A 24,354-nucleotide genomic window follows, 5' to 3' on the forward strand; every position below is an offset into this window, starting at 1 on the left:
AGAACTATAATTTAATTTCTGGAAAGGAGGAAGTAGATGATTAGTAAGAAAAAGGTTGTTATTATAAGTTTAAGTATTTTTATATGCTTTATATCAACACTAGTAGCCTCCAAATATGTTAATGTAAATGCTAGTATTGGAAATAGACCGGATTTTGATATCGAAATTTCCGCACCTGATTCTGCAATGGTTGGTGAAGATATTTTAGTAAGTGGTGTAATAAAGCCAAAACCATTTGAAACAGAAGTACCACCAAAAGAAATTGTTATGGTGCTTGATATATCTGGAAGTATGAGAGATCAGATTACAGGAGTTAGATGTAATAACACGGGATATTGTGAAGAACATAATTCATATTATAGACATTATACAACAAAAATGTATGAACTAAAAAAGGCTGCAAAAAACTTTGTTGAGAAAATGAAAAATGTACCTAATCTTAAAATTGGAATAGTTACATATTCAACAGAGGCCAATATTCAAAAAAGAAATAATTATGCTTTAATACCTGCCGATAAAGTTAATACTTTAAATTCAATTATAGATGGATTAAAAGCAGATGGTGGAACTAATACAGGAGAGGGACTAAGAAAGGCAACATATCTATTAGATAAAAGTAAAGAAAGTAATCCAAATGCTAATAAAACAATAGTATTAATGTCAGATGGAATTCCAACATTTAGAACTGTATATATTGATGATTGGATTATAGATAGAATTTGGGAAAAATACGAATATGGTGGAAGAAAATATTGGACTGGTAGATGGATTGAAGGTTGGAGACAAGATCATTATATAGATATTAATACAGAAAGATATAATACTGATTATATTGGTATAGCTGGTTGGGGATATGAGGATGATAGTAATTTAAATACAAGATATGCGAAAGAAATTGGTGAAATTATTAATATTAAAGGATATAATACTTTTTCAATAGGCTATGGTATGAATGAGGCAGGAAATAGCAAAATGAGAGAAATACATGGAGCTATGACTGGATTAAATATGAATGACCAAAGTACTACAGATGAAGCAAAAGGATTCTTTCCAACAAGTGATAACGCTATAGATGGTGTTTTTGATAAAATTGCAGATGAAATATTAGATAGTTATCCTGTTAATAATATAGACTTAAATATTAACTTTACAGAAAGTTTTTCTTTAGATATTGGAGGTAATAAAGTAAGAATAAATAATGTAAATTATAAAAAAGTATCAGAAAATAGCAATGGGAAAATTAGATATGAAGCAGATGATGTTCCTTTTCAGTTTATAGTAAAAGGAGATAAATCAGGATTTCATAATATTTATAGTGGGACAACCATAACATTCCCTTGGAAGGGAGAAACTATAGCTATAAAGCCTAATAAGCCATTAAGTATTACCATAAAGCCAAATGAATTACCAACAATTACGGCGAAATTAGTAAGTGAAAAGGCAATTAAAGCATCATCAGGAGATGAAGTGAAATTAAAATATCAAATAGATGCTGATGATTTTATTTTCAATGATAATAATAATTTAGTTCCTAATGATATAGTTATTGTTTTAGATGTATCTAAAGAGATGAGTGGGAAAATTAATTATATAAAGAATGCTATTTGGAATAAATTGTTAAATAATGAAACTATGAAGCTTAATAGAAGCCATTACGGAATAGTTACTTATAGTAGCCAGGTTGAAAGTAAAAATGATCTAACTGATGATATTACTAATTTAAATGATAACTTTATAAAAAATATAAATATCAATAATTCAAACGGAAGTAATATAGGTAAAGCTTTTGAAAGTGCTAATTTACTATTAGAAAAAGGAAGAGCAGAATCAAGAAAAAGCATACTTTTTATATCAATGGGTAAAACATCATATAGTGAAAATGAAATAGAAATATTAAAAGATAAAAATTATAATATAGTTAGTTTAGCTATGGATGATAGTTATAATCAAAATAGTTTATTTGAAGTTCATCAGAATTTAAATGGAAAAGACGATGATTATTTTTATGTGAAAAACTCGGATTATAATTCTATTGAAAATAGTTTAATGGCTCTAGTAGCAGATAGATTTATTTCCACCACTAATTATAAGCCTTATGATATTAATGTAGAGTTAAATATAAATTTAGGTGGGAATTTTATAAAAGGAGCAGGAATTAAAACTTTAAATGGTGAAATTGCTACAATAAATGTTCCTAAAGTTAGATACAATCATACTAGTAATGGGAAGTATGTTGCAGAACCAATAAATCCATTAGAGTTTACGGTTATTGTTAAAGAGAATAAAGTAGGAGAGCTAACTTTTGGAAATACACAAAATAATAATTTGAATAAAATATCTTATAAAAAGTTAGTTGGTGGGATAGTACAATTTACAGTAGAAACTCCTAAAATTACTGTGAAAGAACCAGTTAAGAATTTAAGTCATGGTTTATATAATGGAATAAAAAATAATGAAGTAGAAATATTAAAATCACAGGGGAATGGATTTGAAATTGCAGCAGGGGCAACTGTTAATTTTGGAGCAAAGTATTTAGTAAGTGGAAAAACAAGCAACTTTATTTTAGATATAGATGAAAAGTTTGAAAAAGTTAATTTATCAGATATTAAGGTATTTAAAAAAGTAAATACTGCCTCTAAAGTAAACTTAGTTGAACTAACAAGTAAGGTTATAGAAAACACTACTAAAAATAATAGTTTTGATGTTAGTATTTCAGATATAAAAGATAATGAGCCACATGGGGACTTAGGAAATGAAACAGAAATAGTAGTTATATATTCAGCTAAAGTAAAAGCTAACAGCTCAAATGAAATATTTGAAAATAATATTAAATTTTCAAGTGATATATATGATACTGTAAAAATAAATACGCCAGTTAAAAATAAAGATGGGTCAATAGATTTACCAGATTTATTTTAATACAAAGAGAGATTGTATTAAGAGTTTTATATTCTTAATACAATCTTTTTTTATGAAAATCTTTATACAGTCTTAATGTTTGTCTTTATAATCCTAACACTATCTTTATATTAAATTTTATATAATTTTATATAGAAGGGGGAAGGAAATAATGGAATCTATTATTAGTCTTATTGGCTTAGTAGCGATAATATTATTTATCTATTTAAGTTATATTTTACTAAGAGGTGATAATGAATGATTAATTCAATAATACAATACTCATTATATTTGATAATTTTAGTTGTACTAGCTATCCCATTGGGGAAGTACATTGGAAAAGTAATGAATGGAGAAAAGATTTTTTTTAGTAGGGTATTAAATCCAGTAGAAAACTTTATATATAAAATACTAAAAATAGATAAAAATGAAGAGATGAGTTGGAAGAAATATGCTGTATCAGTAATTGGATTTAGTATAGTAGGATTTGTAATTATATTTTTATTACAAATTATACAGGGGGCATTACCTTTAAATCCTGAGGGAATAAAGGGGGTAAGTTGGGATTTAAGTTTTAATACAGCAACAAGCTTTATAACAAATACAAACTGGCAAGCTTATTCGGGTGAAAGTCAGCTAAGTTATTTAACTCAAATGATAGGCTTAACAGTTCAAAACTTTTTATCAGCGGCAACAGGAATTGCAGTTTTATTTGCACTTATAAGGGGATTTATAAGAGTTAAGGAAAAAACTATAGGAAACTTTTGGGTAGATGTTACAAGAAGTGTAGTTTATATATTGATACCTCTCTCAATAGTAGTTTCACTAATGATTATTTCTCAAGGAGTTGTGCAAAATTTTTCCGCATATGAAGAAGTTGAACTTTTAGAGCCAATAACCCGTGAAGATGGTACAGTTATAACGAAACAAGTAATACCACAAGGTCCAGCAGCAAGTCAGGTGGCTATAAAACAGTTAGGTACTAATGGAGGAGGTTTTTTTGGAGTTAATTCTGCTCATCCACTAGAAAACCCAACACCACTTACAAATCTAATAGAAATGATTTCAATATTATTAATACCAGCAGCATTATGTTTTACTTTTGGAAGAAATATAAAAGACAAGAGGCAAGGAAGAGCAATATTTATTGCAATGTTTACAATGCTAGTTATTTCTCTTTGTATAATAGCAGTAAATGAATCAAATGCAACACCACAACTTGTACAAAATGGAGCGGTAGATATATCAACTATTAATCAAGCAGGTGGAAATATGGAAGGTAAGGAAGTTAGACTTGGAATAGCAGCATCTTCAACATGGGCAGCATTTACAACGGCAGCATCTAATGGTTCTGTAAACTCAATGCATGATAGTTATACTCCATTAGGTGGTATGATTACAATGTTATTAATGCAGTTAGGTGAAGTTATATTTGGTGGTGTTGGATGTGGATTATATGGAATGCTTGCATTTGCAATAATAGCAGTATTTATAGCCGGTTTGATGGTAGGAAGAACACCAGAATATTTAGGGAAGAAAATAGAACCATTTGAAATGAAAATGGCAATGTTAGTATGTCTTGCAACACCAGTAGCAGTATTAGTAGGAAGTGCTATAGCAGCAGTAGTACCAAGTGTATCAGAGAGTCTTACTAATTCGGGAGCTCATGGCTTTTCAGAAATGCTTTATGCATATTCTTCAGCAGGTGGAAATAATGGATCAGCTTTTGCAGGATTTTCAGCAAATACACCATTTATAAATATAAGTATAGCTTTAGTAATGTTATTTGCAAGATTTGTTCCAATGATAGCAACACTAGCTATTGCAGGAGCGCTAGCTGAAAAGAAAAAAGTTGCAGTAAGTGTAGGAACTTTACCTACACATAATGCTTTGTTTATAGGACTTTTAATATTTGTAGTACTTTTAGTTGGAGCATTAAGCTTTTTTCCAGCACTTTCATTAGGTCCTATAGCAGATTTTTTCCAAATGATAGGATAGAACAGGGGGAATAATATATGAATAAGAAAAATAGTTTTCTATCTGATAAAAAAATGGTAAAAAGAGCAATAAAGGATTCTTTTATAAAATTAAATCCTAATACACAAAAAGAGAATCCAGTTATGTTTATAGTATATATAGCTTCAATTATAACAACTATTTTATATTTTGTATCTTTATTTGGAATAAGAGATAATTCGCCGAGTTTTATATTAGGTATAACAATTTTATTATGGTTTACAGTTTTATTTGCAAACTTTGCCGAAGCAATAGCAGAGGGGAGAGGTAAGGCACAAGCAGATGCACTACGTTTAGCAAAAAAAGATGTTATTGCAAAAAAAATAGTTTCTTTAGAAGAAAGAGATAAAGAAATAAAAGTAAACTCTACAGATCTTAGAAAAGGGGATATAGTTATTATTTATGCTGGGGAACAAATCCCAGCAGATGGAGATGTAATAGAAGGTGCAGCATCAGTAGATGAAAGTGCTATAACTGGCGAATCAGCTCCAGTTATACGTGAGAGTGGTGGAGATAGAAGTGCCGTTACAGGTGGTACAACAGTAATTTCAGATTGGCTTATAATTAGTGTAAGTAACGATCCCGGTGAAAGCTTTATGGATAAGATGATAGCTATGGTTGAGGGGGCAGCTAGAAAGAAAACACCAAATGAAAAGGCTCTTGAAATATTATTAGTTTCACTTACAATAATATTCCTTATAGTAACTGTTTCACTATACTTTTATTCAGAATTTATTTCTAATCAAGTAGATATAGTAAATACAACATCAATAACTTCATTGATAGCATTATTAGTTTGTTTAGCACCAACAACTATAGGAGCACTTTTATCAGCAATAGGAATAGCTGGAATGAGTAGATTAAATAAGGCAAATGTACTTGCTATGAGTGGTAGAGCTATAGAGGCAGCAGGTGATGTTGATATATTAATGTTAGATAAGACAGGAACAATAACTCTTGGAAATCGTCAGGCTAGTGAATTTATAACTGTAGATGAAGTTGATATAAAAGAGCTTGCAGATGCAGCACAATTATCTTCACTAGCAGATGAAACTCCAGAAGGAAGAAGTATAGTAGTTTTAGCTAAAGAGCAATTTGGAATTAGAGGAAGAGATATGAGAAGTCTAAATGCAACATTTATCAAATTTACAGCTAAGACAAGAATGAGTGGAGTGGACTTTAAAGGAAATGAAATAAGAAAGGGTGCTGCAGATGCTATAAAAAAATATGTTATAGATAAAGGTGGAGTTTTTTCTAAAGAGTGTGAAGAAAAAGTTAGATTAATAGCAAATGTAGGAGGAACACCATTAATTGTAGCAAAAAACGGTAAGGTATTAGGAATAATACACTTAAAGGATATCGTTAAAAAGGGAGTAAAAGAAAAATTTGCAGACCTTCGTAAAATGGGAATAAAAACAATAATGATAACTGGAGATAACCCTCTTACAGCAGCAGCTATTGCAGCAGAAGCTGGGGTAGATGACTTTCTTGCTGAAGCAACTCCAGAGGGAAAGCTAGATATGATTAAAGACTTTCAAAAGAAGGGTCATTTAGTTGCAATGACTGGAGATGGAACAAATGATGCTCCGGCACTAGCTCAAGCAGATGTGGCAGTGGCTATGAATACAGGAACACAAGCAGCTAAAGAAGCTGGTAATATGGTTGATTTAGATTCATCACCAACTAAACTTATAGAGATTGTTCGTATTGGTAAACAACTTCTAATGACAAGAGGAGCATTAACAACATTTAGTATAGCAAATGATATAGCAAAATATTTTGCTATAATACCACCTCTATTTATAGGACTTTATCCAGAATTATCGAATTTAAATATAATGGGACTAAGAAGTCCCGAAAGTGCAATATATTCGGCTGTTATATATAATGCTCTGATTATAGTAGCTCTTATTCCATTGGCATTAAGGGGTGTAAAATATAGAGAAGTTCCAGCGAGCAAGTTATTATCAAGAAATCTTTTAGTATATGGACTTGGTGGTATAATAGCCCCATTTATAGCAATAAAGATTATAGATATACTAATAACTTCTATAGGTCTAGTTTAGGAGGAAAATTATGAAAGTTATAAATAAAGCACTTAAATTTATTTTAACATTTACAATAATATGTGGATTAATATATCCAATTTTTATAACAGGTATTTCACAATTAATATTTAAAGATAAAGCTAATAGTAGTATTATAGAAATAAATGGGAAAAAATATGGTAGCGTATTGCTGGCTCAGGAATTTACAGGAAATAAATATTTATGGGGACGTATAATAAATTTAGATACAAAGACATTTACAGATGATAATGGAAATTCATTAATGTATGCAGTCCCTTCAAATTTAAGTCCTTCAAGTGAGGAATATAAAAAAATAGTAAGCGATAGAATTAATAAGATAAAATTAGAAAATCCAGATAAAGATGCTGAACCTATTCCAGTAGATTTAGTTACATCTTCAGGAAGTGGACTTGATCCACATATATCAGTTGCAGCTGCTAAATATCAAGTAAATAGAATTGCAAAAGTCCGTAATATAAATATTAATGAAGTAAATCAAATAATTGAAAGATATACTAAGGGTAGAACTTTTGGAGTATTTGGAGAAGAAACTGTAAATGTATTACAAGTTAATCTTGCTTTAGATGGAATATTAAAATAATGAGGTGCTATCAATGAAGGAAACTCGTCCTAATCCAGAAGATTTATTAAAAAAAATAAAAGATGAAGAAAAAGAAAATAGAAAAGGTAAGCTTAAAATATTTTTTGGATATGCAGCAGGGGTAGGGAAAACCTACGCTATGCTAGATGCAGCTCATGCTTGCAAAAAATCAGGAATAGATGTGATTGTAGGTTATATAGAACCACATACAAGACCAGAAACATTAGCTCTTTTAGATGGATTAGAACTTTTATCAAATATTGAGGTTAAATATAAGGGGATAACTTTAAGGGAATTTGATTTAGATGGAGCATTAAAAAGAAAACCAGAGCTTATATTAGTAGATGAATTAGCTCATACAAATGCAATAGGATTAAGGCATAAAAAACGATATAGTGATATAGAGGAGCTTTTAAATGCTGGAATTGATGTCTATACTACGGTAAATGTTCAGCATATAGAAAGTTTAAATGATATAATTGCATCAATTACTCATATTGTTGTAAAAGAGCGTGTTCCAGATAGATTTTTTAATGAAGCATTTCAAGTTGAATTAATAGATATTGAACCATCAGATCTTATAGAAAGATTAAATTCAGGCAAAATATATAGAGAAAATCAAGCTAAAAAAGCATTAGGCAATTTTTTTACTAGAGAAAATCTGGTAGCATTACGTGAAATTGCATTAAGAGAAACAGCTGATAGGGTAAATAAAGAAGTTGTTATTAATAAAATTTATAGTAAAAGTATATATCACACAAATGAGCATATTTTAGTTTGTTTAAGCTCATCTCCATCTAATGCAAAAGTAATAAGAGCTGCAGCTAGAATGGCAGAGGCCTTTCATGGAGAATTTACAGCTCTTTTTATTGAAACTATATCTTCGAAAGATTTAAATGAAAAAAATATTCAAAAGCTCAGAGAAAATTTAAAATTGGCAGAAGAATTAGGTGCAAATGTAGAAACTGTATATGGAGATGATATCCCATATCAAGTAGCAGAATTTGCCAAGTTAAGTGGTATATCTAAAATAATTATTGGAAGAACTAAAAGAAGAAGAGCTTTTATTGGTTCTAAGCTTGGATATGTAGATAGAATAGTAGAGTTAGCTCCAGAAATAGATATTTATGTTATACCAGATAATGAGGATATTGTATCTAGGAGTAAATATAAAGCTAGGAATATTGAATTATCAACTAAAGATATATTTAAGACTGTTACTATATTAGTTTTAGCTCTAGCAATAAGTACCTTGTTATACAAACTTGGTTTCAGTGAAGCCAATATAATAACAGTATTCATATTAGGTGTTTTATTAATATCAAATAAAACTGATGGAATGATATATGGTGGAATAGCATCTTTAATAAGTGTTTTACTTTTCAATTTCTTTTTTACAATTCCTAGATTTTCACTTGATTTTTATGAGGCAGGATATTGGGTTACATTTATTATAATGCTTACATCTGCATTAGTTACAAGTACTCTAACTAATAAAGCTAAATATCAAGCTAATGTATCAGCGGTTATTGCAAATAGAACTAATATACTATTAGAAGCTAGTAGGGATTTAGAGAGAACAAATAATTTAGAAGATATTATATTAACTTCACAAAGGCAACTATATAAATTTTTAAAAAAGCCAATCATAATATATGAAGTTGTTAATGAAAATATACAGGGTATATATAACTATAAATTTGATGATGGAAGCGAAATAAATAAAAAATATATAAGTGAAGAAGAAAAAGCGGTAGTGAGCTGGGTAATAAAAAATAAAAAAAGAGCAGGGGTTAGTACTGATACACTTCCAGGATCAAAAGCTATGTATATACCATTAATAGGACAAAATAATGTTATGGTTGTAATAGGAGTAGTAATGAGAGAAAATGAGGTTGTAGATAGTAGTGAAAAATCTTTATTGGAAGCTATGCTTAGTCAAATTTCATTTGCTATAGAAAAATATATATTAAATGAATCTAAAAAAAATGCTTTAATGCAAGCTGAAAATGAAAGGTTTAGAGCAAACCTTCTTAGAGCAGTTTCTCACGATCTAAGGACACCTCTTACAAGCATATCAGGAAGTGCCAGTTCTATATTAAATAATAAGTTCAGTGAAGATATAAAGAAAAAATTAATACTAGATATTTATGATGATTCTCTTTGGTTAATAAATTTAATTGAGAATTTATTATCAGTATCTCGATTAGATAATGGTAATGTAAAGTTAAATAAAGAGCCACAGTTAATTGAGGATATAATTAATGAATCTCTTGAACATGTTAATCGTAAAATTTCAGAGTATAAAGTAAAAGTTAACTTGAGAAATGAATTTTTAATGGTAGATGTAGATGTAAGATTAATAGTTCAAGTTATGATAAATATAATAGATAATGCTATTAAATATAACGAACCAGGAACGGAAATTCAAATAAATATATTTATTAAAAATAAAAGGGTAATAGTAGAGGTTTTGGATAATGGGATAGGAATAAGTAAGAAAGATCAAGAATGTATTTTTGATATGTTCTTTACTGGTAATGGGAATAAAGGGGATAGCAGAAGGGGGCTTGGGTTAGGCTTAGCACTTTGTAAGTCTATAATAGATATTCATGGAGGAGAAATATACGTTAGAAATAACAAACCTAACGGAACAGTAATAGGATTTACATTATTACAAGCGGAGGTAAATAATGGGGACATCAATTTTAGTAGTTGAAGATGACAAAGCAATAAGAAATTTTATATCTGCAACCTTAGAGGTACACTCTTATGAATGCTTTACAGCAAAAAATGGAGAACAAGCAATTTTAATTGCTACATCAAATAAACCAGATATTATTATTTTAGATTTAGGATTACCAGATATAGAAGGTATGGAAATAATAAGGAAGGTTAGAACATGGTCGAATTGTCCTATAATAGTTGTAAGTGCTAGAAGTGAAGATAAAGATAAAATAGAAGCATTAGACTTAGGTGCAGATGATTATCTTACAAAACCATTTAGTGTAGATGAACTTTTAGCTAGAATAAGAGTAGCTATCCGTAAAATGAATTATGATAATAATAAAAAACAAGATAGTACTGAATTTATAAATGGAGGTTTAAAGATAGATTATATTTCAGGTTGTGTTTTTGTAGATGAAGAAGAAACACATTTGACACCAATAGAATATAAATTATTATGTTTATTAGCTAAAAATGTAGGAAGAGTTCTTACACATACTTATATTCTTAAAGAAATATGGGGAGCTGTATATGAAAGAGATATACCTTCATTAAGAGTTTTCATGGCAACACTAAGAAAAAAGATAGAAAAAAACTCTAATAAAAACAATTATATACAAACACATATAGGTGTTGGATATAGACTAATAAGAAAATAATGTAAAATATCAATAATATTCTATTAAAAAAATTGTAATAGATATTCCATAGAAATAGAATGTTTTTATTAAATGGAATGATATAAATCAAAATATAAAAAATATTTGAAATAAAAATTGCAAACTTATTGACAACCCTAAAGCCTAGATATATAATAATTTTAACTTAAAAAGAGTCGCACATTTTATTACTCGTATATCCCCTGAATATGGCAGGGAGTATCTACCGGAAACCTTAAATTTCCGACTATGAGTGGATTTGATATAACTATTGTCTAGGGGTGAACTCTAGGTTAGTAGGCATATTAACTTCACTTAGAAGCTTAATGTGCTTTTTTTTATACTTAAAAATAGATAATTAAAGAAATTTAACATTCATAATTAAAATAAAATGCAAGAAAATATTCATGAAATAGGAGGATGAAATAGATGGCTAAAATTATTAAAACAGCTTATACATTTGATGATGTGTTACTAGTACCTAATAGATCAGAGGTATTACCTCATGAAGTAAGTTTAAAGACTAAGTTAACAAAAAAAATAACATTAAATATTCCTTTAATGAGCGCTAGTATGGATACTGTAACTGAGTCAAAAATGGCTATTGCTATGGCAAGGGAAGGTGGCATAGGAATAATACATAAAAATATGACCATAGAGCAGCAAGCAAAAGAAGTTGATAGAGTTAAGAGACAAGAAAATGGTGTAATAACTGATCCGATATTTTTATCAGAAAATCATACAGTTAGAGAAGCATTAGAATTAATGTCCCAATATAGAATTTCTGGAGTACCTATAACTAAAGGAACTCAATTAGTTGGTATTATTACTAATAGAGACATTGTGTTTGAAACAAATTATGAAAAGCTAGTTTCAGAAGTTATGACAAAAAGCCCATTAGTTACAGCCTCAGAAGGAACTACTTTAGAACAAGCACTTGAAATATTAAAAAAGCATAAAATTGAAAAGCTTCCTTTAGTTGATTCAGAAAACAATTTAAAAGGACTTATAACAATTAAAGATATAGAAAAAGCTAAAGCATTCCCAAATGCTGCAAAAGATGAAAAAGGCAGATTATTATGTGGAGCATCAGTTGGAATAACTAAGGATATGATGGAAAGAGTAGATGCTTTAGTAAAAGCAAATGTAGATGTTATTACATTAGATACAGCACACGGGCATTCAAAAGGTGTTATAGATGGAGTTAAAACTATAAAGGCTAAATATCCAGATTTACAAATTATAGCTGGAAACATAGCTACTGCAGATGCAACTAGAGATTTAATAGAAGCTGGAGCAGATTGTGTTAAGGTTGGAATAGGACCTGGATCAATTTGTACTACAAGAATAGTAGCAGGTGTTGGAGTACCACAATTAACAGCAGTTATGGATTGTGCTGAAGAAGGAAGAAAGTATGGAGTTCCAGTAATTGCTGATGGAGGTCTTAAATACTCAGGAGATATAGTTAAAGCTTTAGCTGGTGGAGCAGCAGTTGCAATGATGGGATCAATGTTTGCAGGTTGTGATGAAGCACCAGGAGAAACAGAAATATATCAAGGAAGAAGCTATAAGGTTTATAGAGGAATGGGCTCTCTTGGAGCAATGGAAAAAGGTTCAGGAGATAGATACTTCCAAAATGGAACAAAGAAATTTGTACCAGAAGGTGTTGAAGGTAGAGTTGCATATAAAGGATATGTTGCAGATACTATATACCAATTAATAGGTGGAATAAGATCAGGTATGGGATACTTAGGAGCACCAACATTAGAAAAATTATATGAAAGTGCACAATTTGTTGTTCAAACAGCATCAGGAATTAAAGAAAGTCATCCACATGATGTAAATATAACTAAGGAAGCACCAAATTATAGTGGAAATTAATAATATTTTTATAAATTAAGTTTTAGAGATAGAGTTATCTCTAAAACTTAATTAAAGTATTAGGCATAGTATGAAAATTAAAAAAGTTGAATTTTCATTTTGTATATTACATAATATAAATAAAATAACTTAATTGGAGGAAACCCATGAAGAAAGAATTAGTTTTGGTTGTTGATTTTGGTGGACAGTATAATCAATTAATAGCAAGAAGAGTAAGAGAATGTGGTGTATACTGCGAAATAATTCCTTATACTTATACAATAGAAAAGATAAAAGAAAAAAATCCAAGAGGTATAATTTTTACAGGTGGACCTAACAGTGTTTATGGAGAAAATACACCTAAAGTTGCAGAGGGAATATTTGATTTAGGAATTCCTGTTCTTGGAATTTGCTATGGTGATCAATTAATGGCACATATGCTAGGTGGAAAAGTTGAAACTGCACCAGTTAGAGAATATGGAAAGACAAATGTTAATTTAGATAATACATCAAGATTATTTGAAGGAATAGAAGAAAAAGAAATTTGTTGGATGAGTCATACAGATTATGTTGCACAAGCTCCAGCAGGATTTAAAATAGTAGGTCATACAGATGTGTGTCCAATTGCAGCTATGGAAAATGAAGAAAGAAAGCTTTATGGCGTTCAATTCCATCCAGAAGTTGAACATACTCCATTTGGACAAAAGATGCTTTCTAATTTCTTACACAATATTTGTGGACTTGGAAATCAATGGACTATGGCTTCATTTGCTCAAGATAAAATAGCAGAAATAAAAAACTTAGTTGGAGATAGGAAAGTACTTTGTGCTTTATCAGGTGGTGTTGATTCATCAGTTGCAGCAATGCTTGTACATAGAGCTATAGGACATAATCTTACTTGTATATTTGTAGATCATGGTCTTTTAAGAAAAGATGAAGGAGATATGGTTGAAAGAGTATTCAAAAAAGAATTTGATATGAATATAATCAGAGTTAATGCTGCTGATAGATTCTTAGGAAAGCTTAAGGGAGTATCAGATCCAGAAACTAAGAGAAAGATAATAGGAGAAGAGTTTATTAGAGTATTCGAAGAAGAAGCTAATAAAATTGGAGCTATTGATTACTTAGTTCAAGGTACAATATATCCTGATATAGTTGAAAGTGGAACAGAAACTTCAGCTACAATTAAGTCTCACCATAATGTTGGAGGACTTCCAGAAGATATGCAATTTGATCTTATAGAACCTTTAAGAGAACTATTTAAAGATGAAGTAAGAGCAGTCGGAGAAGAATTAGGAATACCTCATAAGTTAGTATGGAGACAACCATTCCCAGGACCAGGTTTAGCAATAAGAGTTCTTGGAGAAATTACTGACGAAAAGCTTGAAATAGTAAGAGAAGCAGATGCTATATTCAGAGAAGAAATAGCTAATGCAAACTTAGATGAAACTATATGGCAATACTTTGCTTGCCTTCCAAATATAAAATCAGTTGGAGTAATGGGAGATGAAAGAACATACTCACATACAATAGCTTTAAGAGCAGTAACTTCAAGTGATGCAATGACTTCAGAATGGGCAAGAATACCATATGAATTAATTGATTTAGTATCAAGAAGAATAGTTAATGAAGTTAAAGGAGTAAACAGAATTGTTTATGATGTAACTTCAAAACCACCAGCAACGATTGAGTGGGAATAATAACTAAATATTAGTTTAAGCAATAAAGCCTGTTTTATAGCGTTTATTTTAATTAATAATCTATAAAATAGGCTTATTTTTATATAGTTCCCCACCAAATTACTCACCAAAATTATTTAAAAGTGAATTAATAGTGATAGTGAAAGCTGATAATTTTTTTTAGCTTTGAGGCATTAAATAAAAAGGTTAAAGGATAATTGCTCTATAATATGTACTTAAGAAAGTCTTTATTATAGAATATAAATATATTAAATAATAATATTACAAGGATTACTGAATGTATTATAAATTTTAAAATAGAAGATATGAGAAATTTAATTAATGGAGGTGTAGGGATTAGAATGAATAAGGAATATTATGATAGATTTCTAAAAATATTAAAAGAAACAAAGGGAATTCATAATTCATTAAATGAGATATTAAAATATGATTTTATATATCATTCAAATAAAATAGAAGGAAGTACATTTACAACAGAAGCGTTACAAATGCTTATGGAAAAAAATATAGTTACAGGAACGCATACTTTAGATGATGTACAGGAAACTGTTAATTCATTTTATACATTTGATTTAGTTATTGATAGTTTAGATAAACCTTTAACTTTAGAAATGATAAAAGAGTGGCATGCTAGTTTAATGTATAGAACTAGATTGTACGATTTAGGTTTGGCAGGTGTTTTTAAGAAGTATTCCAATAAAATATTAGGAGCTAACTTTGATACTGCGAATCCTTGGGAAGTTGAAGATAAACTTAATATTTTAATAAATGAATTTAATAATCTAAAAGAAGTAACTTTAGAAGATATAGCAAAATTTCATTTAGAATTTGAAAGGATACATCCATTCCAAGATGGCAATGGGAGAATAGGTAGATTTATATTTTTAAAACAATTGCTTGATAATACATTACCACTTAAATACATGAATGGTGAAAGTTCAACTGAATATAAAAAAGCTTTAGGTGAATCTACAAATGATAATGTAAGACAGTTGATTGAATATTTGAATAAACAGAAAGTGGTCTTACGTCAATATCTTGGACACAAAAAGTCAAACTTTTTTTATGCTACACCTCTAGCTAATAATTCACATTGATTTGGAGTCATGTAATTAATAGAAGAGTGTAGCCTTTTTCTGTTATACCAGCCTTCAATATATTTAAATATCGCTATATTGGCTTCTTCGAAGGTACTGTATGTATTTCTATAGATTTCTTCCTTCTTTATTGAAGAATGAAAAGATTCTATACAAGCATTATCATATGGACAACCTTTTTTACTAAATGATTGTATAATATTAAACTGTATACATAGCTCTTTTAAATCATTACTAGTATATTGAGAGCCTAAATCTGTATGAAATATTAAATTTTTATTTTTATCTGGATTTTGGCTGTAGTAGGCATTTTTTAAAGCTTTAATAACTAAATCATTAGTCATTCTTTTACCGAAGGCGTAGCCAATTATTTTTTTTGAATGTAAATCAAGAACTGAAGCTAAATAGCACCAACCATCTTTGATAGTATGAATATATGTAATATCGCCAACCCATTTTTCATTAATAGAAGTAGTTGCAAAATCTCTATTTAAAACGTTTTCTAAATCTTCTGCTACTTTCTTATTTGAATGAGGCTTATATTTTTTTACAGTTATTGCACAAAGACCAAGTTCAGTCATTTTTCTTTGAACTCTCTTTATTGACACATTAAAGCCTTCTGTACCAAGTATATGATGAATCCTAGGAGCACCATATATCCCTTTATTAGCTTTATATATCCTTGTAATCGCTGCTTTTAATGCATCATTTTCTATTGCTCTTGAAGATTTAATTTTATCAAAAGATTTATAATATGTACTTCTGGCTACGCCTAGAACGGTACACATAGTCTTAATATCATGATTGTTTTTATTATTATCTATAAATAGTATTACTTGATTTAATTTCTTGTTGCAAATATGGCCATAGCTTTTTTTAATATTTCATTTTCCTCTTTAATCCTTGCCATTTCCTTTTTTAAAGCCTTTACTTCTTTAAGTGTCATAGATTCATTTTCATCTATTTTAACTTCTTTTACATCTTTAACCCAGCCGTTGATTGTTGATTTTGCAATGCCATATTCGCTACTTAGCTCTGCTAAGCTCATTCCTGATTTAAATAAATCTACTATCATATTTTTATATTCTTGATCATACCTTTTGCCACTTCCCATAATGGACACATCCTTTCTTAACTAAATATAATTTTACTTAGTTCGACTTAATGTGTCCACTACTTTATACTAACACCAAAAAATGGGAGTATATATACTTCTATAGATAGAATTTTGATGAATATTAATGCAAGAACATCAAATGGAATAGTCGTTGGTCCTGAGTATTCTAGAATGGTAGCGGAAATATTATTACAAACTATAGATAGAGATGTATATAGTTTGCTTCTAAATCAAAATTTTGTGGTAGGAGAAAACTATAATATTTACCGTTATGTTGATGATATATTTATTTTTGCAGAATCTGAAAAGTTAGCAAGTAAAATAGTTGATTTATATGGAGAAGCTTCTCGCAAATATTTATTACGACTTAATGAAGGGAAATTATATAAAAGTAAGGTTCCATTTGTTTTGGAAGGTTGGCTTAATGATACAAATCTTTTTACCAATAGGGCAAGTACGTTGTTATTCTATTCTCATGATGAACAGAAGGCTTTTGTGGAGAATTATCATAAAGAAGATGATAAAGAAGAGTCAGAGAAAATAATTAAACCGCATTTATTAAAGAGTATGGTGTTATCAACAAGTAAGAGAACTATAATGAATCAGTTTAATGAGTTGATATGTAAATATGAAGTTAAGGATAGGACAATAGTTGCTTATTTCTTGGGAACTTTGTTAAATAAGGTTGGCAGAAATAAGGATAATGTTAATATTTTTAGAGATAACATTTCTGAAAGTGTTATCTTTGATTTTTTGGATTTAGCTTTTTATGTCTATTCTTTTTTCCCGAACTATGGAAATACTCAAAAGCTATTATCAATTATTAGTTATGTTCGAGATGAATATGATATATTTGAAAAAAAGATAAATTACAAAATTTATTTAATCGATATGCGTTTGTGTTTGATAAAGCTAATTTGAGCGACATAATTAATTTAATTTTATTTTGCTGTCAGGCTAAGATTGAAATTCCATATAGACAAGAAAAAAATATTGTTCTAGATTTGCATGAAAAAGATAATCCAATTTTATGGGCCTCATACTTAATGTATTCTAAATATAGTAAGCGTTATTACAAAGAAATTAGAGATATTATAGGAAGTACACTTAGTGAAAGAATAGAGGCAATAGTTCAAAAAGATAGTGTTTACACGTATAGAGAATTTTGGTGGATTATTATATTTAATAAGGCATCATTTCTAACAACAGATGAGCAAAATGCAATTGATTCCATTATTTCTGTATTAAAAACTGGAACCGGGACAACAGCTGGAGAGACAATGGGGAATTTATTTGTAGATTATTTAAAGAATAGTAATGATCAATTCTTTGAATGGGATATAAATAAAAAGGATTTTCTTAGAAATATTACTTTTAAGACGAGACAAAGAAGTATTTTCAAAAACTATCAAGAAAATTTGCCTTCCCTTTATTGGAGTAGTTTATAAAAAGCTACATTGGTGTTGTTAACGTTAAATATCACTAAAATGTCAATAAAAAATCAAAAAGAACTGTGGACAAGGTGGAATATATTGTTGGTAATATTGAGTGAAAATAGAAATTAAAATATTTATTAAACTATATATATTAGCTTTGAAAAAATAAAAGTTTAAAGCGTACTAAATTAATTCATCTAGTTTCTTTGATGCTATATATTTTTATTAAGTAAAGCGGACAAATTGACTTATTCACTTTTATACGTTTTATTATCAACATTCGTTTAAAATAGAGTTTAAATTAATTAAATATTCTATTTTGTGAAAAATATTATTATAATAAATAAGGTTTCCCACCATAAAACACACCAAAATAAGAAAAATTTTTGTAAGGCTTGATTATAAGTGGATTTCAATAAGAATAAATTTATTGAGTGGGAATAAAAATAGATTTAAAAATGGTTTTACGTAACGTTTTTAGTTACGTGAAACCATTTTTTATTTTAAAGAAATTATAATACAGAAAAATCTAAAAATAATTTTACAAATTCTAAAAAAGAGATAGTATGAAAAATAAATTTGTTAACAAAAAGTATAAGATTAAATAGTAACCAAATTAACATATTATTAGTACTATATAGTATAGAACTAACGAGGAGGAATGTAAGTTATGTCATGTAATGAACGAACACAAAGTCATGTTCATGAATTTGTTGGAAGTGTAAGATTAGCTGAAATTGGAGAAGAAGATGTTCATAATCATCGTTTTGCAGGTGTAACTGGAGAAGTAATTCAAAGATGTGATGGTCATAGACATCGTATAGAAACAAAAACAGATTTTTTCAATAATCATTTTCATGAAATTGATGTAATTACTGGTCCACCAATACCAGTAGGATGTGGAAGACATGTGCATTTTGTTTATGCAGTTACAAAATGTAGAGATGGTCATAGACATTCATTTATAGTTGCAACTTTAATTGAAAATCCAATAGAAAATAAGTAAATTTAATAACTTAAAACAAATTATAATAGGTAACTATGATTTCTAAAACAGATATCTAGTTACCTTAATTATTTTTATGTTTTATGTATATGAAAAATCAAAATGATAAAAATAAGTATTGAATATATTTAAATTGTGCAATATTATAAATAATATTAGAAAATTTAGTAATAAAAAATCATTAATTTTTATGAAGAATTTATAAAATATGATATAATATATTTGTTATAAATGAATAAAAAATTCCAGAAAAGTTGGAGGTATTATTATGAATAAAGGTTTAACATTAGACCTATCAAAAGTAGAACCATATGCAAAACAATATGAACTAGATTATATGGAAGCAATGGTAAGAGGAGCACATGATGTTCTTCATGAAAAGACTGGAGCAGGAAATGACTTTTTAGGGTGGTTAGATCTACCTGTTAATTATGATAAAGAAGAATTCGCAAGAATAAAAAATGCTGCTGAAAAAATTAAGAAAAATTCTGAAGCTTTAATAGTTATAGGAATAGGTGGATCTTATTTAGGACCTAGAGCAGCAATAGAAATGTTAAATAGTAATTTTTATAATGTATTAGGAAGTAAAAAAAGAGAAACTCCACAAGTATTCTTTGTTGGAAACAACATAAGTTCAACATATTTAGCTGATCTTTTAGATGCTATAGATGGATTAGATATAAGTGTTAATGTTATATCAAAATCAGGTACAACAACTGAACCTGCTATAGCTTTCAGAGTGTTTAAAGAATATATGGAAAATAAATACGGAGTTGAAGGTTCTAAGGAAAGAATATTTGCAACTACTGATAAGAGCAGAGGAGCATTAAAATCACTTTCAAATGAAATGGGATATGAAACATTCTCTATTCCAGATGATGTAGGTGGAAGATTCTCAGTTTTAACTGCAGTTGGTCTATTACCAATAGCTGTTGCAGGAATTAGTATAGATGAAATGATGCAAGGAGCTGCTGATGCTAGAGAAGCATATGCTACTCCAGACTTAAAGAGTAATGATTGTTATAAATATGCAGCTATGAGAAATGCATTATACAATAAAGGTAAAAAAGTAGAAATATTAGTTAACTATGAACCAGGTTTACACTATTTCAATGAATGGTGGAAACAATTATTTGGAGAATCAGAAGGAAAAGACCAAAAGGGAATATTCCCAGCAGCAGTTGATTTCTCAACTGATTTACACTCAATGGGACAATTCATTCAAGAAGGTTCAAGAATAATGTTTGAAACTGTTCTTAATGTAGAAAAAGCTAAGAGAGAAATGACTATAGATAAAGCTGAAGGAGATTTAGATGGATTAAACTTCTTAGCAGGAAAAACTATAGATTTCGTTAATAAGCAAGCTTTTAAGGGAACATTACTAGCTCATAATGATGGTGGAGTACCAAATATGGTATTAAATATTCCAGAAATGAGCGCATATTACTTTGGATATATGGTGTACTTCTTTGAAAAAGCTTGTGCTATAAGTGGATATATTTTAGGCGTTAATCCATTTGATCAACCAGGAGTTGAAGCTTACAAGAAAAACATGTTTGCTTTACTTGGAAAACCAGGATACGAAGAATTAAAATCAGAATTAGAAGCTAAATTAAAATAATGAGAGTTATTGTAGATGGAGATGCCTGTCCAGGTATCTCCATTATTCAAAAAATAGCAAAAGAATACCATTTAGAATTATTAGTTTTTTGTGATATTCATCATTTTATTAATCTTGAATATGGTGAAGTTAAAGTGGTTGATAGTGGATTTCAAAGTGTTGACATGTATGTAGTTAATAATAGTAATGCGAATGATGTAGTAATAAGTCAAGATTATGGAGTTGCAGCTATTTGCCTAGGGAAAAAGGCAAATGTTATAAACCCTAAAGGCTATTTATATACAGAGGAAAATATAGATAGAATGCTAGAAGAGAGACATATTTCTCAAAAAATTAGAAGAGCTGGAGGTAGAACATCTAATCCAAAGAAACGAAGCAAAGATGATGATTTAAGGCTTGAAAGGAATTTGAGAAAAGTCATAGAATGTAATATAAGAGGATAAACTGTAGAAATATGAACTATAGTTTATCCTTATTTTTTTATTACGCTGACAAAATTCGGTTTATATTTTATTATGTAAACTGTATAATAGAAATAGGCATAAATGAGAAAAAAAGGGTTTATAACAAAGTGTAGAGGGTGAAAAAATAAATGGGTGAGATATTTATAGATTTTGATAAACAAAGTCCTGCATTAATAGAGGATGAAATAAATATAAAATTAATATCAAATGAAGATGAGTTTGAAAAATTCAAATTTCTTCAAGGGTGTGATGGTAAATGGAAGCCTATACAGGACTTTTCTTTTAGCAAAGAGTGCAAATGGAGACCAGATGGAGTTGGTAAGTATTTAATTATGGTTCAAGGTAAAAAGAAGGGTTCAACTAAACCTTTTGATTTTGTGGAAAGGGCTATTTATGAAATTAAAGCTATTGATGGGGAAGATTTAGAAAAGGAAACTAATAATGATAAAAAAATTATAGAAGATGTTTTTTTAGATAAAACATCTTTAAAGTTAGGTGAAAAGATAAAAATAGAAGTAAAATCAAAAAGAAAACTTGTTTTATATAGATTTTGGATTAAAGGAAAACAAGGGTGGGAACCATTAAGAGATTATAATGGAGAAAATTTTATAACATTTACAGGAGCTAATCCAGGAGAACAGGAGATATTAATTGAATGTAAAATGCCAAATTCAGAAGAAAATGTTGATGATTTTACAACTGTAAGGTTTAAAGTTAAGGAAAATACTCCTATTGAAATAAATAGTTTTGAGTGTTTAAATGAAGAACTTTTAGTAAATGAAGAGCTTTTATTTAAAGTAGGAAGCAACTGTGATGAAAATCGGACACTTCTTTATAAGTTTTTAAGAGTAGATAAAAATGGTAGAATAAATTGTCTTCAAGATTATTCTACTAGAAAAATAGTAAGATTTTCAGAAAAAGAAAAAGGAGACTATAAATTATTATGTTTAGTTAGAGATATTTTTTCAAATAAGGAATATGATGATAGAGCAATTATGCTTTATAATGTTAAACCTTATACTGATATAAAAATAAAAAAATTTTCAAGTGATGCAAATTCACCACAAATGGCTGGAAATAATATAGTATTTAAAAGTGTAGTAGATGGAGGAAAAGAGTTACTTTATAGATATATAATAGAAGGTCCTATTGCAGAAGATACTGGATATATTAGGTCTAATGTTTTTCAATGGGAAACTATCAAAGAGGGAGAATATAAAGTTACTTTACAAGTAAGAGATATTTCTTATAAAGAAGAATATGAAGATAAAAAAACAGTTTTATTTAATATAGATAAAAAAGGAGAAAAACCTATTAAAATTACTGATGTTATAGCAACTAAAACAAGGAATTGTATAGTTGGAGAGCCAATTAATATAAAGGTTAAGGCAGAAGGGGGTACTTCTTTAAAATATAGTTTCTTAGTATATAAAGATGGAAAGGAAAAAGAAAGATCAGGCTATGGAGGTACAAACTGGGTTAATTTTACCCCAGAAGAAAATGGAGAATATGAAGTCGAAGTAAGGGTTTTAGATAAGTATTCTTCTAAAGAGTATGATAGTCATGAATTTATATACTTTAAGGTTAAAGAATATCCTGATGCAGAAATAGATTATGTACTATTAGACTCAAAAGAAACATATTTAGTTGGAGACGTAATTGAACTTGAGTCTATAGTCCAAAATACAAAAAGTATTTTATTAAGATATGTAACTAAGATAAATGGACATGAGATAGAAGATACTGATTATATAACAAGTAGAAGGCTTAGAGTGAAACCCAAATGCCCAGGAAAATATACTTTTGAAATATATGCTAAAAATATAAAATGCAAAGAAGGTTATGATTGTAAAAAGGAAATCTCTGTTTATGTACATGAAGCATTACCAGTAAGAGAGACAAAGATAAAAATAGTAGATAATAAAATTGAAGAAGGAAAAGAGATAACCTTTGAAGTTAGTAGTATTGGTGGAAAAGAAGTATGTTATGAATTTTATATAATGGAAAAAGGAAATTGGGTTAGAGTTCAAGAATATAGTAGAAAGAATTACTATACTTTCTTACCATTCTCAAAGGGAAAGTATAGAGTATTAGTTCTAAGTAAAAGTTATTATAAAAAGAATAATTATGAAGATTATGACAATATTGAATTTGAAGTAACGTCTTAAGATATTATATTTATTTTCGATAAATAAACTAGAGAAAAAAATTTGGGGGTAAAAGTATGAAAGTTCCTAAGATTGAAGAATTTATGGGCATGTCAATGAATAAAGAAATACTTAAAAAAGCAATAGGAGATGGTCCAGAGTTTGAAATAGTATATGAAGCATTACTTAAGGAAATGGAGAGTAAAAAGGACTCTATAGGTGATGATAGTAATGAAAATAATATAATAACTCCAACAGGAACAGGACAAAGAATAGATACAATACCTATGAGAATGAGAAAAGAATCTATTTTAACAGGAGAGTTATTTTTAGATTCAGAAGGTAATAATAGATTAAATGAAAGTAGACAAGCTTATAATTATAAAGCATCTGAATATGCCGATACGTCAATTAAAGAAGTAAGTAGTGAAGAAAAGAAAAGTAATATTGATAAGATATATTCAGCTGTAGATAAATATTCAACTAAGTACGGAGTGGATAAAAAATTAATTCTAGCAATAATAAAGCAAGAATCAAACTTTGATCCGAATGTAGTTTCCTCAGCAGGGGCAATGGGAGTTATGCAATTGATGGACTTTAATGTAGAAGCATATGGAGTTACTGATCCATTTGATATAGAGCAAAATGTAGAAGGTGGAGTTAGACATATTAAAGAATATTTAGATATGTTTGATGGAAATAAGGAAATGGCTTTAATGGCATATAATGGAGGACCAGGTAATATGGCAAGAAGAGGAGTAAACTCACCAACAGATCTTTATAAGATGCCATCAGAAACTCAACATTATGTTCCTAAAGTAATGAACTACTATAGAAATGGATTTTAAAAAAAGCGGCTATGCCGTTTTTTTTATTTTAATATAAAAGTTGTACTTTTTTTAGATTAATAATAAAATAAAGACTATATGAAGAAAA

16 protein-coding genes, 1 pseudogene and 1 riboswitch are annotated in these 24,354 nt (G+C 28.9%); of the genes and pseudogenes, 16 read left to right on the plus strand and 1 reads right to left on the minus strand.

The genetic code is table 11. From position 1 onward, the window contains the following. Positions 1–36 precede the first annotated feature (36 nt). The 9 genes from ACYQ1T_RS08275 (at position 37) to ACYQ1T_RS08315 (ending at position 15,627) form a co-directional block, all read left to right on the plus strand. The gene (locus ACYQ1T_RS08275) at positions 37–2,919 is read left to right on the plus strand and encodes a VWA domain-containing protein (protein WP_459833880.1); all 2,883 of its coding nucleotides are present in this window, start codon (positions 37–39) and stop codon (positions 2,917–2,919) included. A 237-nt stretch (positions 2,920–3,156) separates the two neighbouring features. Continuing rightward, a complete protein-coding gene (gene kdpA, locus ACYQ1T_RS08280) occupies positions 3,157–4,896 on the plus strand; it encodes a potassium-transporting ATPase subunit KdpA (protein ID WP_459833882.1) in 1,740 nt (579 codons plus the stop codon). A 17-nt stretch (positions 4,897–4,913) separates the two neighbouring features. Further along, entirely contained in the window at positions 4,914–6,980 is a 2,067-nt protein-coding gene (gene kdpB, locus ACYQ1T_RS08285; RefSeq protein ID WP_459833884.1) for a potassium-transporting ATPase subunit KdpB, read from the plus strand. A 10-nt stretch (positions 6,981–6,990) separates the two neighbouring features. Next, the gene (kdpC, locus tag ACYQ1T_RS08290; protein WP_459833886.1) at positions 6,991–7,584 is read left to right on the plus strand and encodes a potassium-transporting ATPase subunit KdpC; all 594 of its coding nucleotides are present in this window, start codon (positions 6,991–6,993) and stop codon (positions 7,582–7,584) included. Positions 7,585–7,597: 13 nt separating this feature from the next. Continuing rightward, positions 7,598–10,303 carry an ATP-binding protein gene (locus ACYQ1T_RS08295; RefSeq protein WP_459833888.1) on the plus strand — a complete coding sequence of 902 codons (2,706 nt, stop codon included), beginning with the start codon at positions 7,598–7,600 and terminating at the stop codon, positions 10,301–10,303. Then, the gene (locus ACYQ1T_RS08300; protein ID WP_459833890.1) at positions 10,278–10,970 is read left to right on the plus strand and encodes a response regulator; all 693 of its coding nucleotides are present in this window, start codon (positions 10,278–10,280) and stop codon (positions 10,968–10,970) included. Before ACYQ1T_RS08295 ends, ACYQ1T_RS08300 begins: the two co-directional genes overlap by 26 nt. A 172-nt stretch (positions 10,971–11,142) precedes the next feature. Further along, a riboswitch (purine riboswitch) is annotated at positions 11,143–11,240 on the plus strand. A gap of 159 nt (positions 11,241–11,399) precedes the next feature. Then, complete coding sequence (gene guaB / locus ACYQ1T_RS08305; RefSeq protein WP_459833892.1) at positions 11,400–12,851, plus strand: IMP dehydrogenase; 1,452 nt, start codon at positions 11,400–11,402, stop codon at positions 12,849–12,851. A gap of 146 nt (positions 12,852–12,997) precedes the next feature. Then, positions 12,998–14,530, plus strand: a complete 1,533-nt coding sequence (gene guaA, locus ACYQ1T_RS08310) for a glutamine-hydrolyzing GMP synthase (RefSeq protein ID WP_459833894.1) — start codon at positions 12,998–13,000, stop codon at positions 14,528–14,530. 341 nt (positions 14,531–14,871) lie between these two features. Further along, positions 14,872–15,627, plus strand: coding sequence for a Fic family protein (locus ACYQ1T_RS08315; RefSeq protein WP_459836496.1), 756 nt, complete (start codon positions 14,872–14,874; stop codon positions 15,625–15,627). On the opposite strand, the pseudogene ACYQ1T_RS08320 reads toward ACYQ1T_RS08315, so the two are convergent. Next, a pseudogene (locus ACYQ1T_RS08320) lies at positions 15,594–16,741 on the minus strand (IS3 family transposase). The gene ACYQ1T_RS08315 and the pseudogene ACYQ1T_RS08320 overlap by 34 nt on opposite strands. Before the next feature lie 117 nt (positions 16,742–16,858). Between ACYQ1T_RS08320 and ACYQ1T_RS08325 the strand changes: the two are divergent. From ACYQ1T_RS08325 to ACYQ1T_RS08355, 7 genes are all read left to right on the plus strand, one after another. After that, complete coding sequence (locus ACYQ1T_RS08325) at positions 16,859–17,665, plus strand: RNA-directed DNA polymerase (RefSeq protein WP_459833896.1); 807 nt, start codon at positions 16,859–16,861, stop codon at positions 17,663–17,665. After that, positions 17,662–18,192, plus strand: coding sequence for a hypothetical protein (locus tag ACYQ1T_RS08330; protein ID WP_459833898.1), 531 nt, complete (start codon positions 17,662–17,664; stop codon positions 18,190–18,192). The genes ACYQ1T_RS08325 and ACYQ1T_RS08330 overlap by 4 nt, the downstream gene beginning before the upstream one ends. A 658-nt stretch (positions 18,193–18,850) precedes the next feature. Then, a complete protein-coding gene (locus tag ACYQ1T_RS08335; RefSeq protein WP_459833900.1) occupies positions 18,851–19,186 on the plus strand; it encodes a YmaF family protein in 336 nt (111 codons plus the stop codon). 268 nt (positions 19,187–19,454) lie between these two features. Further along, positions 19,455–20,807, plus strand: a complete 1,353-nt coding sequence (locus ACYQ1T_RS08340) for a glucose-6-phosphate isomerase (RefSeq protein WP_459833902.1) — start codon at positions 19,455–19,457, stop codon at positions 20,805–20,807. Beyond that, complete coding sequence (locus ACYQ1T_RS08345) at positions 20,807–21,250, plus strand: YaiI/YqxD family protein (protein ID WP_459833904.1); 444 nt, start codon at positions 20,807–20,809, stop codon at positions 21,248–21,250. Before ACYQ1T_RS08340 ends, ACYQ1T_RS08345 begins: the two co-directional genes overlap by 1 nt. Before the next feature lie 149 nt (positions 21,251–21,399). Continuing rightward, positions 21,400–23,439 carry a triple tyrosine motif-containing protein gene (locus tag ACYQ1T_RS08350; protein ID WP_459833906.1) on the plus strand — a complete coding sequence of 680 codons (2,040 nt, stop codon included), beginning with the start codon at positions 21,400–21,402 and terminating at the stop codon, positions 23,437–23,439. A gap of 56 nt (positions 23,440–23,495) precedes the next feature. Continuing rightward, a complete protein-coding gene (locus ACYQ1T_RS08355) occupies positions 23,496–24,266 on the plus strand; it encodes a lytic transglycosylase domain-containing protein (protein WP_459833908.1) in 771 nt (256 codons plus the stop codon). Positions 24,267–24,354: the final 88 nt, after the last annotated feature.

It is taken from the genome of Clostridium carnis (assembly GCF_054657435.1).

What these genes read in the sequence shown, in the direction of transcription:
- ACYQ1T_RS08345 (WP_459833904.1), top strand. Translation starts at nt 20,807, where the DNA reads ATGAGAGTTATTGTAGATGGAGATGCCTGTCCAGGTATCTCCATTATT.
- kdpC (WP_459833886.1), top strand. Translation starts at nt 6,991, where the DNA reads ATGAAAGTTATAAATAAAGCACTTAAATTTATTTTAACATTTACAATA.
- ACYQ1T_RS08315 (WP_459836496.1), top strand. Translation starts at nt 14,872, where the DNA reads ATGAATAAGGAATATTATGATAGATTTCTAAAAATATTAAAAGAAACA.
- ACYQ1T_RS08275 (WP_459833880.1), top strand. Translation starts at nt 37, where the DNA reads ATGATTAGTAAGAAAAAGGTTGTTATTATAAGTTTAAGTATTTTTATA.
- ACYQ1T_RS08355 (WP_459833908.1), top strand. Translation starts at nt 23,496, where the DNA reads ATGAAAGTTCCTAAGATTGAAGAATTTATGGGCATGTCAATGAATAAA.
- ACYQ1T_RS08325 (WP_459833896.1), top strand. Translation starts at nt 16,859, where the DNA reads ATGAATATTAATGCAAGAACATCAAATGGAATAGTCGTTGGTCCTGAG.
- guaB (WP_459833892.1), top strand. Translation starts at nt 11,400, where the DNA reads ATGGCTAAAATTATTAAAACAGCTTATACATTTGATGATGTGTTACTA.
- kdpB (WP_459833884.1), top strand. Translation starts at nt 4,914, where the DNA reads ATGAATAAGAAAAATAGTTTTCTATCTGATAAAAAAATGGTAAAAAGA.
- ACYQ1T_RS08335 (WP_459833900.1), top strand. Translation starts at nt 18,851, where the DNA reads ATGTCATGTAATGAACGAACACAAAGTCATGTTCATGAATTTGTTGGA.
- ACYQ1T_RS08295 (WP_459833888.1), top strand. Translation starts at nt 7,598, where the DNA reads ATGAAGGAAACTCGTCCTAATCCAGAAGATTTATTAAAAAAAATAAAA.
- ACYQ1T_RS08350 (WP_459833906.1), top strand. Translation starts at nt 21,400, where the DNA reads ATGGGTGAGATATTTATAGATTTTGATAAACAAAGTCCTGCATTAATA.
- ACYQ1T_RS08300 (WP_459833890.1), top strand. Translation starts at nt 10,278, where the DNA reads ATGGGGACATCAATTTTAGTAGTTGAAGATGACAAAGCAATAAGAAAT.
- guaA (WP_459833894.1), top strand. Translation starts at nt 12,998, where the DNA reads ATGAAGAAAGAATTAGTTTTGGTTGTTGATTTTGGTGGACAGTATAAT.
- kdpA (WP_459833882.1), top strand. Translation starts at nt 3,157, where the DNA reads ATGATTAATTCAATAATACAATACTCATTATATTTGATAATTTTAGTT.
- ACYQ1T_RS08340 (WP_459833902.1), top strand. Translation starts at nt 19,455, where the DNA reads ATGAATAAAGGTTTAACATTAGACCTATCAAAAGTAGAACCATATGCA.